This is a genomic window from Bradyrhizobium sp. (assembly GCF_016213215.1).
GTDB lineage: Bacteria > Pseudomonadota > Alphaproteobacteria > Rhizobiales > Xanthobacteraceae > Bradyrhizobium.
In genome coordinates this window covers 50,668-63,898 of sequence record NZ_JACRAW010000002.1, presented here as the reverse complement: position 1 = coordinate 63,898, position 13,231 = coordinate 50,668, and the positions used below count along the sequence as shown (strand labels likewise).

Here is a 13,231-nt window from a genome sequence, read left to right as displayed (position 1 = left end):
TGTGCGCTAGGAGTAATGTCGAGGGGCGCCGCCGACCGCGCCTGTTGCGTCTGCGGGGCTGCTTGACGGGGAGGGGGGCTGACGACTGGCAAAGGCGGTTTCGAGGGCGGCAGCTGCGCGACCATGGCGGGCGCTACAGGCGGCGCAGACAGTCGGCTGAAGCCGTACACGACCAGCCCGATCGCGATTGCCAAGACTACAAAACCGCGCATTGCGCCCCCTCGAATGAGGAGCCTTCCGCAACTTGCGCGCGAGATCAAGTAAGGAATAGCGATGACCAAGCCTCAGCAGGGAGGAATTCGTTACCGTGTGGATCCGGGCGACGTGCCACCGGAAAAGGCGGCACGCCGGCTGCACCTGACTCTGTCGCAATTCAACGAAGTGCTGCCGAAGCTTCAGAAGCGTGGCTTCCCAAAGCTTGATCCGGATACCGGTATGTTCGACTTGGATGAGATCGATCGGTGGAGAAAGAGCCGCCATAGGCCCGCGGCGCCGGCGAGCAAGCCAACCGATCAACCCGGCGCCCAGGGGGAAATGGCCGAACGATTCATCGCGGCTCACGATCGGGTAAGGCGACGCCGGAAGCAGAAAGTTGCTCCCCCCTGATTGCGCGTACCGTGGCACCGCTCGCGCTCCGCTTGCATTGCAGACTCTGTACCCGTAGGATTCGCGCGCTTCGTAGACAACGAAGCGGCCCACCGCGGTGTTGATACCACCGCGGCGAGCCTGACCCAAAGCACGGAGATCACCCATGCCTCAGGCTTACTCTAAGAATAGCACTATTTTGCCTGGCGCCGAGCCAGGTTTTCACCCCGAAAAATCTGCGATTTCGTCCCGGCGCACGGTCCTAACCGCCGCGCTCGCGCTGTCCGCCAGCGCTGCAGTCGCACCGCTCGTCGCGGCCGACGCCGACCCGGACGCTGAGCTCGTCGCGCTTGCCGAGCGCGTCCGCCGGGTGCATGCCGCCGAGCTCGAGGCTTATGAGCACCTGAGCGAATGCGAAGATCGGTTCGAGGTTATCAGGCCCGAACGGCCTGAAGCGTTCGATTGGCGACCGACCGATGCCGGCTTGGTCGGTTATGTGAAAACGGCCGAAGGCCGATGCATCTGCACAGAAGATGACATCGAGAAGCTACGCGGGCGAAGATTTTTGAGCTGGGATTTCAGCGGCACCGAGGAGGAACGGATGCGGCTCGGGCTGCCCCATCCTGAAGATCGCACCAGCACGAAGCCTGTTCTGGGATTCGAGCACCTATTCATTGCGAGGCCGGACGACCGGCGACAACACCGGGCGGCCGAATTGATACAAGCTCTCGATCAGTACCAAGCGCAAACGGATGCTGCCGCGGAGCAAACTGGTCTCGATGTCGCCAACGAGGCTCACGACGCGCTCTGCTATGAGCAGCGTCAGCTATGCGAGCGGATGCTGGACTTGAAGCCGAAAACGCTCCGAGGGATCCAGGCTTTAGCGACCGCGCTGGTCGACGGCAGATGGTCTGGGGAAATTGAGGAGTTTCCGACGGCGAACGTAGAAGATCGAATGATCGCCACGATCATCCGTTCGCTGGCCAGCGGATCTCTCGTCGCCTGACGAACCCTAGCGCCCGCCGGTGCGCGCCGGCGGGCTGTTATCTCGCGCTGAAAGGAACGACGCATGACGATTGAATTGGGGAAGCGAAGCTGAAATCGGGCGCGTTACTCGTCCTTCTCTTCAAACAACTTGGTCGACCCTGCGGCGGCCAAGTGCTGCAATTCCAATTGAGCCGCAAGCACTTTCCCCTTGAGCGCTTGGATCACTTCCTCTCCGATTTGTCGGGTGATCGCTTCGACTGAATGTTCGACCGGCTGCTCGGGTTGGTCCGCTGATGGCCGGTAATTGAATCCCGCCCCGTGCAGCAACACAGCCTTGTAGGCCGGGGACGTGATTGTCAGATCCAGATGAGCTCCGCCGTCCCGATCACGTATAATCCTCACCATCTCAAGGCGCGTCAGGTCGCCTTCCGGCCTAGTCAGAATTTTTTCACCCCACCAGTCCGCCAGGGAGAGTGGAGTTTGAGGGTATGCAACTGCTTCTCGACCCGCGGGGAGAGCGTAAATAAACCAAGAGGCCGGTCGAGCTCCCACCGCTTCGACCGGGACGCATTCCACACATAGCAAACTTCCGTTTGGCCTAGTGCTAGGCATACCTACGTTCCAATTGAGCGCATCGACGATTGAGAGATGCGTTCGCGATGGCGGGCCTAAGAGGATGAAAATTGCGTTCGCAATTCTGGCGGCCTCCGCCAAATGCCCGAAGTCGTAGTTAGAAGCAGACATTCTCAAAGCGCCGTGCTGCTGCATAAAGGCTCGAAGAAGACCATACCTAGTGCGCTTAAGCATACACACCCTCGCAGCTTGCACCCCGTCGAATGAACGACTACTTGATTTGGCGGTTTGGGCCAGGGCCTGCTCCCAGCACCGTGCTCCGCATCTCCTCTATAATCTTAAGCGCCTTCAAGGTGTGATCCGGAGACGCAGCCGTTCCGAATTGAACAGCGACGGTCTGCGCTACGTCCAGCGACTGATCAAATCCTTCCGCGATAGCAGATCTCAAGTCGGGGTTACGCGCTAGTTTGCTCAAGATGTTGCCGATCATGATGCTGTGCGCCAACGTCTCGGCCGACAGAGCATGAATCTCTTTTTCCAAATCCACAATTCGCCTCGCTTTCTAGGTGCAAGCCTTTACGAACAGTGCGCCGAATTCGGTAAGACGGTACAGCGATCGCACGCGAACGCCTGTTTGACGCCCTCCCTCGACAAGCGGCTCTTGATTGCCCTCCTGGAAGACGCCGGCAAGTCCCAGCTTGTCCAAATGCTGCATGTAAATCGGCACGTTCTCGGGATAGCTGAGATCTTGCTTCGGCAGTTCGTCGAGCTCGATTTTAATAGGCCCAACGAACAGATTTTTCGTGTGGTCGAACGCACGAGTGTAAACGTGCAGATATCTGCCGGTTTTAAGCGCGCTTAGGATCTTTGCTTCGTCAGAAGAGAGCTGCCGAATGATTGACGGGAAGGCCGGATGAGCAACCGCCACGCAGTCTGCATCCATCGAAGATGAGAGAAGGCCCGAAAACAGCGCATCGAGCGGCGTGCCCTCGGGCTCATAGCGGATTCCCTCCACAATCGGGCCCAATATCTGCGGCGGCGGCGAGACCCTCCGCTCCTCAGGTACGGCGCGGACGGACCGATCAATGAATGCTCTCAATCGATCCTGGTAGGCGCCGGCAAATTGCAGCGGTGCCAACGCCAGTTGTATCGTCTTCACCAGGTCCTGAGCGAGTTGACCAACTTGCTTTGCGGCAGGCTTACCGGCGTCCTTGTAGATAGCCTTCACGGGAAGCTGTTTAGCCAGTTCTTCGGCAAACGCAGTCCCAGGATCCTTCTGCTCTTCCGTCATTCCACCTTATCCGCTGGGGCTGGTGCTGGGACTGAGCAACTTAGTCAGTCAAGAAAGTTTAGCGAACGCAACACGTTGCAGAGATTTTCTGGCGGAAGGGGTGGGATTCGAACCCACGGTACCCTTGCGGGCACGCCGGTTTTCAAGACCGGTGCCTTAAACCACTCGGCCACCCTTCCAAACTATTGTTATCACTGGCAAATACAACTTCCGCGGAAGAGGCAACAAGCCCAATGCTACGGAAATTGCTACCGAGGCTTTTTGGATGCCAGCGACAGGCGCCTTATAGCAGGGCCGAACGCCAAGTCGAGCCGCGTCGCCGCATCTTCCTGCAGCGGGCCGATGACGTGTGAGTACAGGTCGAGGGTGATCGCGATCGAAGAGTGTCCGGGATGTCGAATGTGTACGAAATAGATCATCTTGAGGTAGCTAAGCGCTCAAGACTTGACGAGCGTCAACTAAGGGTTGCCTTGCCCACCTACTATTCGTTGTACGGTATCGGACAAACATTCATGTTGTCTAACGCAAGCCCAATTCGCGGGGTGGTAGACTTTGCGAAGATGATCTCACCAGGCGGGCGAAAGGAAAAGCTTCAATAATGTTCAGGACCATCATGTTCGAGCCCGTTGTTCTCGGTACGACTCCGACATGTCGCCAAAGATATCGGTTGTAATTCCATCCTATAACTACGGCAAATATTTGCGGCAATGCGTCAGAAGTGCCGCCGAGCAATCATGCGTCGATCATGAAGTCGTAATAGTCGAGAACGGCTCAACAGACGGATCGCTGGACATAGCGCGCTCTTTGGCGAACGAATATCCTAATGTTCGGCTCGTCAGCTTCACCAGTAACGCGGGAATCGTCGCGTCCATAAATCGCTGTTGGTCCGAAGTGAGGGGAGAGTATGCGGTTCTTCTGTGCGCCGACGATTTGCTGACTTCAGGATCTCTTGCTCGTTCTCTCGCCTTCATGGAGCTCCATCCGAATGTTGGCCTGATTTTTGGGCCTGCGGATGAGTTCTCGGGAGACGACGCGCCCACGGAAACCCCCTATGCGATGAGAGGATCGCCTCCTGTTATCCACTCCGGTGAAGCATGGATAACGGAGCGTTGCCGCAGCGGGATTAACCCGATTTTCGCACCAGAGGCTATGTTCAGGACTGAGATGCTCAGAAAGGTCGGCCCAGCGCCCCCTGAATTGCCTCACACGTTCGACCTATACTTGTGGCTGCGGATCGCGTCCGAAACGGACGTGGCATATCTAACCGGCCCTCTTCAGGCGCTGTATCGTCGGCATCCTTCCAACCATTCGGTCGCGTATCGGCGCAATGTTTTGATGGAGATGCAGCAGCTTTGGGCAGCGTTCGAGCAATTCTTCCTTACCATTGCTTCACATTCCAAGAGGGCGGCGTGGGAAATGCTGGTACGGAAGTCCTTGGCCAAAGAAATCAGATATTGCGCGGCGCGCGAATTCTCGCTCGCCGGCGGAGGTTTAGCCAGCTCCGACTACAAGCCGCTATTAGTATTTGCAGATACGCTTGACCCTGCAATCAGTTCGAGAGCGGGAAGAGAATTCGCTTGGGCGATTAGGGTTCGGGTGGGGCCAAGGGCAGCTAATCTGATCCCTACTTTGTGGGTGGCCATATTTCACAGACTTTTTCAAAGGTATCTCTGGAAACGGCGCGCAAGACGTATGGGGATATGAGCCACGTGAGGTGCTGGAAATATAAGAGATGAGGTCATAGGTCGCGCTAACGTGTGCCCGCTTGTGGGGCGTCAAAGTTGTCGTGCCAATACCGGAGGTGACGATCATGACGGAGTACATACCGTACGCAGGACCCTCGGTCAGCGATCTCGAGGTGGCATATGTTGCCGAGGCGGCGCGGGATGCTTGGTATCGGGGAGCCGGCACCTTCGTCCGTCGATTTGAGCAATCTTTCGCGGACTATGTCAGGGTGCGCCACGCAATTGCCGTTCCGCATTGCACGTCGGCTCTTCATTTGGCTCTGCTGTCACTGGGTATCAAAAATGGGGACGAAGTAATAGTCCCTGAATGTTCCTGGATTGCGAGCGCGGCGCCCATTACGTACGTCGGCGCACACCCCGTCTTCGCGGACATTGACCCAACGACGTGGTGCATTTCGCCCGAGTCGATTGAGCGGCTCGTTACCGCGAAGACGCGAGCGGTAATTCCGGTCGGACTTTACGGTCTGCCGGCCGACATGCCGGCGATCCGCAAGATTGCGGAAAAGTTCAACCTTCACGTGATCGAGGATGCGGCCCAGTCATTGGGCGGAAAGTACTCAGGCAAGATGTCAGGAAGCGCCGCGGATATCGCTGCCTTCAGTTTTCACGGAACGAAGATGCTGACAACTGGGGAAGGAGGGATGTTTGTCACGGATGACGAGGCAATTTTTGAAAGGGCCCAGTTTCTCCGGGATCATGGACGTAGTCGGGCAAACTACAAGAACTTCCTTAATACTGAGGTCGCATACAAGTATAGAATGAGCGATCTGCAAGCAGCTTTCGGTTTGGCGCAGTTGGAGAGAATTGACCAGCTTCTCGAGAAGAAGCGCAAACTTTATCAATGGTACAGGATGCGACTGGGGGATGTCGCGGGATTAGCCCTAAACGTGGAGCCGCCCGAATTTGTGAACAGCTACTGGATGACGACTGTCGTTCTCGATCCTTCGCTTGGACTGACGACGGCCGACATAAGAAGCAGGTTTGACGAATATGGAATAGACGTCAGGCCGTTTTTCCATCCTATGAGCTCGCTGCCGGCCTTCGCGGGATATCCGAAGGTGGAGGAAGCGCAAAAAGGCAACAAGGCTGCTTATTCCATAAGCCCGAGAGCATTCAATCTCCCGTCAGCACTTGAGCTTAGCGAGGCGCAGGTGGACAGGGTGTGTAGCTTGCTGAAGACGGTTTTGAGAACGGCAGGTCGGTCGAGGAAGCTGCCGCGTTCCTCTGCAGCGCCGGATCGGCCGATGAAGTCGCGCGCAAATTCGATGAGCTCGGGACTGAAGCCGAAGGCGCCCAAGCGGAGCTTACCATCATGAGGGATAAGCTGCCCCGCAACAAAGGCATCGCCGCTGGTGGCGTCGCTCAGACAGAAGCCGACCACTTCGTTAAATGCCCCGGTTGCAATCAACGGCTCGACATGCGCGACCTCGTCCAAGCCTTTGGAGCTCGTCCATGGTGCTTATGACGAGTCATCGTGGAAGATGGGCCGCCGCGTTCGCGGGCAAACTAAAAGTCGACGAAAGAGGCCGGCCCGGAGGTGGTTCTCGCAGCGAGCGGAATTTTCCTTCTTCGTACTCCTGCATCTCGCATCGGTCCAGCAAAGCCCGCTTGGCTGCCGCCATCCCCTCCTGGACTTCTGCGAGGGCCTTGTTCAGCGCCTGCTGCATTTCAGCCTGTTCGGGATGGAGCACCGTTCGCGCACGTTCGCGGACCACGTTCCATTTGAGCTTGCCCCACGGTCTTAATCCAGTTTGAAGTTCGCTCTGGCCCACGACGAGGACCAGAGCATGAAGCGCAGCCGGTTTTGCGGAAGAACAGATCATCGGGATTCTGAAGGAGCACGAGGCCGGCGTTTCGGTCGCCGATCTGTGCCGTAAGCATGGCGTGAGCGACGCCAGCATCTACAAATGGAAAGCAAAATTCGGCGGGACGGAGGTCTCGGAGGCCAAGCGGCTGAAGACGCTGGAGGACGAGAACACCCGGCTGAAGCGGCTCTTGGCCGATGCCATGCTGGACAATGCGGCCTTGAAGGACCTCGTGGGAAAGAAGGGTGACGCCCGCGTCCAAGCGGAAGGCTGTCGCGCATCTGGTGGATGTCCACGGGATGAGCGAACGGCGGGCGTGTAAAGCCATCGGCTGCTGCGGGATGACGATGAGATAGGTTCGAAGCCGTGAACTCGAGCAGATCGGCGCGACGCCTCATGGGCGGCCAGCCAGATACACCTCTCCCAGAAGGGAAGAGTTCGACCACGGCACCTGCTGGGATTTCGTTGCAGCCACGACGTCGGTCCGCACGCGTGTAAGCATCTGCTGCACCTCCAGCCCCGGCGTGTTGATGTGCCGCGCAAGGGCCAGGGAGAACGGCGAATTCGCTCCTTCTCCATCGAGAGCCACCCTCCCGGGTGCCGTCGAGAACGCCAGCAACGTGCCTGCGCCTGAGGTGCCTGCTTTGCCCAGATTGGACGTGGAAGCCAATCCCGCGCGAATAACAATCGACCGGTTGCCCTCGGCCACGGCGACCTCAGCCAGCATCGGATTGTTGCGGCAGGCATCCAGGATCACAATGTTGGCCCGCAACCGGTCATCCAACCCGGCGAGAATTGTATCGAGGCTCATCAGCTCGCTCTTGAGATTCTGCACATCCGTGTTCGCGTCCGTCGGGAGAAGATAGTTTTGACCGTCAATCTGCACGCCATGGCCGGCGTAGAACAGGAGGGCTACACTGGCGGTGACGGCACCCCTCATGAAGTCAGCCACCAACCGTTCCATCTCCTCCCGGTTCAGGTCGGCGCCTTCCGAAACCTGAAAGCCGGCGTTGCGGAGGTTCCTTGCGATCAGACGCGCATCGTTGGGCGGGTTCGGAAGGGAAGGTGCAGTGGCATAGGCACCATTGCCGATGGCCAGGGCGATGCGTCTTTCCGAGATGGCTGCCGTCTTGGCCTCGTCGGGTTTGGCGGCGTAAAGAGGGCCCGCTGGAACTAGCCCGGCCTCTCCGAGCGCCAGCAGGCGCGCCTTCGCCACCTTTTGGTCATCGCCGAAGGAGTCGAGATACATGCCGCCTGTGCCGGCAGTGCTCACCGTGGCCGGAAGCTCTAGCGCAGTCCTGAACGACTGCCGCGCGGAATGGACGTCGCCCTGCGCCTCCTGGATCAGCCCCCGTGTGACGTAGGAGGCCACCACTTTGGGGTTGAGCTTGATCGCTTGGTTCAGGTCAGAGATCGCCCGATCCAGGTTCAGTTTCTTGCGCCAGACGTTGCCTCTCGCCGCGTAAGCTCCGGCGTTTGATGGATCGATGCGAATGGCCTGTCCGTAGTCGGCGAGCGCCTTCTCAAGTTCGCCAAGCTCAAACAGGACATTAGCCCGATTGTAGAAGGAAACGGCATGGTCAGGGTTGAGGCGTATGGCCTGATTGCAGTCTGCCAACGCGTTGCCCGACTCATGCTTCACCTTCCAGACATGGCAACGGTTGGAAAGCGCCAGGAAATTGGTCGGACTGAGCTTCAGGGCCGAGTCGAGGTCCGTCAGTGCTCGATCGGTTTCGTCCTTGGACTGCCATGCAGCGGCACGGTTGGTGAACAGGGCATCCATCCCGGGGTTGAGAGCTATCCCCTTGCTGAACGCATCGATCGCCGGGTCGAACTGGCCTTTGCGCAGCAGAGCCACGCCCTTGGCGTTGTAGGCGAGCGCATTGCCAGGGTCGGACCGAAGGGCGGCGTCGGCGTCCTTCAGCGCCAGGTCAAAATTGCCGAGAACACTGTAGGCGGTGGCGCGGTCGCTGAGCGCCTTCGAAGAACCGGGTTTATACTTGAGCGCGACCGTGTAGTCTTGGATGGCCCGGTCGTATTGCTCCAGACCTTGATAACCTTCTCCCCTTTGCAAATGAAAGACATGCATGAACCTGGGCCACTTCCTGCCCTCGATCGCCCGCGTGCAGCCCGCCACTCTGACGTTCCAGTCTTTCATGTTGTCGCAATCGTTCAGGTCCTTTTTCGACTGCGCATACAGTGGCGATGGGCTGACAAGCGCCACCGCAACCACGAAAGTCCAGGCCTCAGCAATGAGCGTTCGTGTCATTTCCCACCAAGGATGCCACGTTCCGGTTCAGGCTTATGCCGGGGCAATCATGCCGTAAACGCAGGGTGCCTTTCAACTGGCGACGTGCCGCTCGAGAGCCCATCGGCTATCGGCGTCGATACACCGGATGGATGGGCCACTTTCTGCCGCGGACCCTGCTACTTTGAGCGCGGAGCTATTCTCTTGCTTCGGTTTCGGCGCGGAGGGCCGACCTGAACGCCACCTCGAACATGTCCCTGTACTGGATCGCGTTGACGTTGGAGATGTGGGCGGTGTCGCGGAAATTGGCCTGGCCATTTCTGACCAGATAACAATGACCTCGTTCGCAGACCATCGACTGCGGATCGACGGTCACGAGTCGAGGATTGTCCCTGTGCCTGGACAGGCCTTGAGCGATCTCAGCCCGAAAGTCGCTCATCGTCAGGATGGGATCGGCGTCCACCTTCCACTCGTCGATGGCCTTTCCCGCCCGGAGCTGACTTTCGATCCACCGTTGCGGCACGTCGAAACCGATATTCAGTAACGGCATTATCAGGATGACGGTCTTGCCGGCAGCAAGCAGCCTGTCGGCCAGGGCAGATGTCTCGATGGCACTTCCCCAGTTGCCTCCAAGCACAATGATGCTCGGTTGAGCATGCTCCAGCACGAACGCGAGCGTGCTCTGGTTGAATTCCCGACACAGTCGCTGATCTCCGGAGTTGCGCCCGGCATCGTCGATGAAGGCCCTGCACCCGCTCTGGGTGGCGATCAGCCCGTGGACTCCGCTTGCGAGCGCAGCCGACGAAAGCGGTTCGAGGTACTGATTGGCGAACGAATCTCCCCACAGGATTGCAGTCGGCTTTCCGAGGGTCGCTTCGGCACCGAAGCTGCAATAAGTCTCGCGCGCCTTCTTTGTGGAATTCGAGTTTCTGAAACACTCGTCCCGCGGCGTGTTCGTCCTTCTCGCCAGTTCGGCTGGCCGCAGGTACTCCGGCAGTCGATTGGGAAAACCATGATTCACGAAAGCTGCTGCCACGAACCCGACGTACAGCGCGAGCGCTGCTCCAGAACTCGCCAGCAGCCTGCGGGGCGTCCAGAATTCCCGCCGCGTTCTCACCGGCTGTTCGATGTAGCGATATGACGACGCGCCGAGGACAAGCGATGCAAGCACCATCCACGCCTTCTGCATCGCGTCCACACTGTAGCCGCGCAGCGACAGCCAACTGAGCGCAAAAACCCATATCGGCCAGTGCCAGAGATAGATCGAATAGGACCAGTCGCCGATGCGCTGGATCGGAGATATGGCAAGCAAGCCGCCTCCGCCGGCCCATTGTCGCGCCGCGACGATCATCGCAGCGCCCAGGATCGGAAGGATTGTGAGCACGCCCGGCCATCGGGATTCAGGTAGAGGATAGGCGATGCAGCCCACGACGAGCGCCCAGCCCAGCGCGGCTATGATCGGTGTTTCCAGCCACGCTTTCGAGCCACGTTCAGGTTGCCGCCGGATCTCGGCAGCGGCGATCAACCCACCAGACAATGGCTCCCAGGCTCTCGCGGGCAGGGAGAAGAAGGCCGATCCCGTCGCGTCGGTTCGGCTCTGCCACAAACACCACGCCAGTGACAGGGCGGCAACGACCTCAATTGCGATTATCACCTTGCTGATCTGGGCCTTCGACTTTGAGGCCAGGCGCCATACCAGCGAAGCCACAAAAGGCATCACGACATAGAACTGCCACTCGACCGAAAGTGACCATGTGTGTAGGAGGGGCTTGGTCTGGGCAGCCCTGGCGAAATAGCCGCTGTCGCTGTTGAACGCAAAATTCGAAACGAATGTCAGCGCAGACAGCGCCTGCAGCAGGTGCTTCAGGTATTCGCCCGGCAAGGTAACGAACCAGCCAATGGCGAGGGTTGCTGCGGTTGCAACCGCAAGCGCCGGATAGATCCGGCGCATCCGCAGCATGCCGAAGTTGAAATAGGAGAAGCGACCCGCCGCCAGGTCCTTCAGCACCTTGCCCGTCATCAGATAGCCGGTGATCACCAGGAAGATGTCGACGCCGACAAAGCCTCCGGCAAACCCTGGAATCTGGAGGTGATAGCCAACGACAGCGACCACCGAAAGCGCCCGCAGCGCGTTGATATCCAGGCGGAAGGACTCTGCACTTTGATGCTTGCTTGTTGCCGCAAGAACGGCCCCCGAATCCGCCATGCCCACTTTCGTTCGTGTATCCCCGGTTACGTCATCAACCCTCAAGCAAAGCCGGAGTCAATCGGGCCTGAGTCAATCGGGAAAGGCCGGGAAGCCTTGCGCGCCAAGCTGTCCATTTGGGCCAGCTTGGAATCGGCGGTAAAATACCGGCGTCGGTGATGTGCAAACCGGCCGGTATAATTTCGGCAAGGGAAGGAAATCGCCGCACGGGGGCCACCTGCGACGGCAAGAGCTCGCCTGTTCGGCAGCACTCGCCGGAAAACAGCTTCCATCCGGCTGGGGGACATGGGGATGCCGGATGGAATAGTCGATCAGCTGGTCGACGTTGTATCCGCCGTTGCGTGTAGTTGCGATCGAGATTCGGGCGGCTTCGGGGCGCGCGGTGGACAACGCCGCCGCAAACACCATCGATCAGTCCGCCGGGAGCTCGCCCTCGCTCACGCCGAGCCGAGCAGTGATGGTCATCGGAGCGCAGCGGAAAGAGTGAGATCGACGTAGCGCATCCGCGCTATGAACGATTCGTTTTCCTCCAGGAATGCCCGGAGCTGAGCCGTCGCTGAGCCATAGGCCAACTTCCGGCTAGTCACTTCTGGCGATAAGAGAGAGGCCCCAGCCGCGCAATACCGCCTCAGCTTGACGTAAAGCCTCCTCCATGGCGCGGGCTACAGTAATAGTAATATTGCCGCCCCAGTTCTCCGTGTCTTCCGCTTCGACACCGATCAATACAACCTGCCGGGGATTTTGCCCGATCAGCCGGGCTGAACCGAGCAAGTCGTGCAGTGTGGTTTGGTGCAGGGAGAGCGCGCCACGAAACACAGTGTCGATCTCCCCGTCCTGCAGAACGACAACGGTGCCCGGCGCATGTCCCAGTCTGACGGCGTCGAATACCAGCAGTCTTTCCGCTTCCGACACAATCGGCAAGAGATAGAGCCCCTGCGTCCCGCCGTCGACCAGTTCAGCTCCGGGGATATCGAACCGTTGACTCAAGACCTCGATCAACCGGGGTCCGACACCTTCGTCCGCCCACAGAGTAATTCCGACGCCGAGTACGAGACAAGGGGAGGGCATCAAGGGATCCCAAACGGATCAACGGCGGAAAAGCCGCTCGCCCGACAACATGGACGATATCAGGGTTTGACGCGACAGGATGTCGTCGCGGATCGCAATGTAGATGTGCAAACAAACAAAAAAGACGATGATCCACATGCACACGCGATGAACCAGATGCAGATCAAGCGTGTTGGGAAAGATGATCATCATCCATCCGAACAAGCGATATTGCCAGGAATCATGCCCGGCCACTTCGGCCAGCATGGCGAAGCCGGTGAGAATCGTCAGCACGGCCGGAAGCACGTACAGCAACAGACCCGTGGTTGCCGCCAATGGATTTATCCCGACATAGCGCGGCGAACGCGGCAGCAACATCAGATTCCATTTTACTTGCGCGACGATCCCATCCGACCAGCTTTTCGTCCAGAAATCCGGCAAGAACATTTGCCGTGCGTAGCCTTTCTTCCGGAAGGCCCAATACACACGAAACAGGAAGAAGGCCGAGAACAATTGTCCGGCCGCGAGATGAACGAAGCGTATATCGCCCATCGTATAAAGTTCGGACGTATCTCCACCGACAGAGGGTAGGGGCTCTCCGATAAAATAGCCGCTCACGATAAGCGCGAGAACGCAGATCACCGATGCCCAATGGCAAATTCGCGATGGGGCATCATGCGTGACGATGGGAGGCGGTATTGTGCCGTCGTCCGGAATCTCGCAATAGGTCATGTCATCCTCGGT

General features: G+C 58.6%; 12 protein-coding genes, 1 tRNA gene and 1 pseudogene. 5 read left to right on the top strand and 9 right to left on the bottom strand.

What is annotated here, in order from left to right:
• Nucleotides 1-273: 273 nt before the first annotated feature.
• The gene (locus HY852_RS00365; protein ID WP_291601562.1) at nt 274-606 is read left to right on the top strand and encodes a hypothetical protein; all 333 of its coding nucleotides are present in this window, start codon (nt 274-276) and stop codon (nt 604-606) included.
• Nucleotides 607-751: 145 nt separating this feature from the next.
• Nucleotides 752-1,591 carry a hypothetical protein gene (locus HY852_RS00360; protein ID WP_291601561.1) on the top strand — a complete coding sequence of 280 codons (840 nt, stop codon included), beginning with the start codon at nt 752-754 and terminating at the stop codon, nt 1,589-1,591.
• 104 nt (nt 1,592-1,695) lie between these two features.
• Here the strand turns inward: HY852_RS00360 and HY852_RS00355 are convergent, their stop codons facing one another.
• From HY852_RS00355 to HY852_RS00340, 4 genes are all read right to left on the bottom strand, one after another.
• On the bottom strand, nt 1,696-2,340 hold the full coding sequence (locus HY852_RS00355; protein ID WP_291601559.1) for a hypothetical protein: 645 nt from the start codon (nt 2,338-2,340) through the stop codon (nt 1,696-1,698).
• Between the two features lie 76 nt (nt 2,341-2,416).
• Nucleotides 2,417-2,692 carry a hypothetical protein gene (locus HY852_RS00350; protein WP_291601556.1) on the bottom strand — a complete coding sequence of 92 codons (276 nt, stop codon included), beginning with the start codon at nt 2,690-2,692 and terminating at the stop codon, nt 2,417-2,419.
• 15 nt (nt 2,693-2,707) lie between these two features.
• Entirely contained in the window at nt 2,708-3,436 is a 729-nt protein-coding gene (locus HY852_RS00345; RefSeq protein ID WP_291601553.1) for a DUF4393 domain-containing protein, read from the bottom strand.
• An 89-nt stretch (nt 3,437-3,525) separates the two neighbouring features.
• Nucleotides 3,526-3,615 (bottom strand) — tRNA-Ser (locus tag HY852_RS00340).
• 469 nt (nt 3,616-4,084) lie between these two features.
• On the opposite strand from HY852_RS00340, the gene HY852_RS00335 reads away from it, so the two are divergent.
• On the top strand, nt 4,085-5,140 hold the full coding sequence (locus tag HY852_RS00335) for a glycosyltransferase family A protein (RefSeq protein ID WP_291601552.1): 1,056 nt from the start codon (nt 4,085-4,087) through the stop codon (nt 5,138-5,140).
• 106 nt (nt 5,141-5,246) lie between these two features.
• Complete coding sequence (locus tag HY852_RS00330) at nt 5,247-6,497, top strand: DegT/DnrJ/EryC1/StrS aminotransferase family protein (protein WP_291601551.1); 1,251 nt, start codon at nt 5,247-5,249, stop codon at nt 6,495-6,497.
• Between the two features lie 153 nt (nt 6,498-6,650).
• Here HY852_RS00330 and HY852_RS00325 read toward each other — a convergent pair whose 3' ends face one another.
• Nucleotides 6,651-7,004, bottom strand: coding sequence for a hypothetical protein (locus HY852_RS00325; RefSeq protein WP_291601550.1), 354 nt, complete (start codon nt 7,002-7,004; stop codon nt 6,651-6,653).
• Here HY852_RS00325 and HY852_RS00320 point away from each other — a divergent pair.
• Nucleotides 7,000-7,318, top strand: a pseudogene (locus HY852_RS00320) (transposase); the annotation flags it as partial. The gene HY852_RS00325 and the pseudogene HY852_RS00320 sit on opposite strands and share 5 nt — an antisense overlap.
• A 62-nt stretch (nt 7,319-7,380) precedes the next feature.
• On the opposite strand, the gene HY852_RS00315 reads toward HY852_RS00320, so the two are convergent.
• From HY852_RS00315 to cybH, 4 genes are all read right to left on the bottom strand, one after another.
• Complete coding sequence (locus HY852_RS00315) at nt 7,381-9,255, bottom strand: caspase family protein (protein ID WP_291601548.1); 1,875 nt, start codon at nt 9,253-9,255, stop codon at nt 7,381-7,383.
• A 175-nt stretch (nt 9,256-9,430) separates the two neighbouring features.
• On the bottom strand, nt 9,431-11,440 hold the full coding sequence (locus HY852_RS00310; RefSeq protein ID WP_291601546.1) for an acyltransferase family protein: 2,010 nt from the start codon (nt 11,438-11,440) through the stop codon (nt 9,431-9,433).
• Between the two features lie 579 nt (nt 11,441-12,019).
• Entirely contained in the window at nt 12,020-12,508 is a 489-nt protein-coding gene (locus tag HY852_RS00305) for a HyaD/HybD family hydrogenase maturation endopeptidase (protein ID WP_291601544.1), read from the bottom strand.
• Nucleotides 12,509-12,526: 18 nt separating this feature from the next.
• Nucleotides 12,527-13,219 (bottom strand): Ni/Fe-hydrogenase, b-type cytochrome subunit, encoded by a 693-nt coding sequence (cybH, locus tag HY852_RS00300; protein ID WP_291601542.1) that lies wholly within the window; start codon nt 13,217-13,219, stop codon nt 12,527-12,529.
• Nucleotides 13,220-13,231 lie beyond the last annotated feature (12 nt).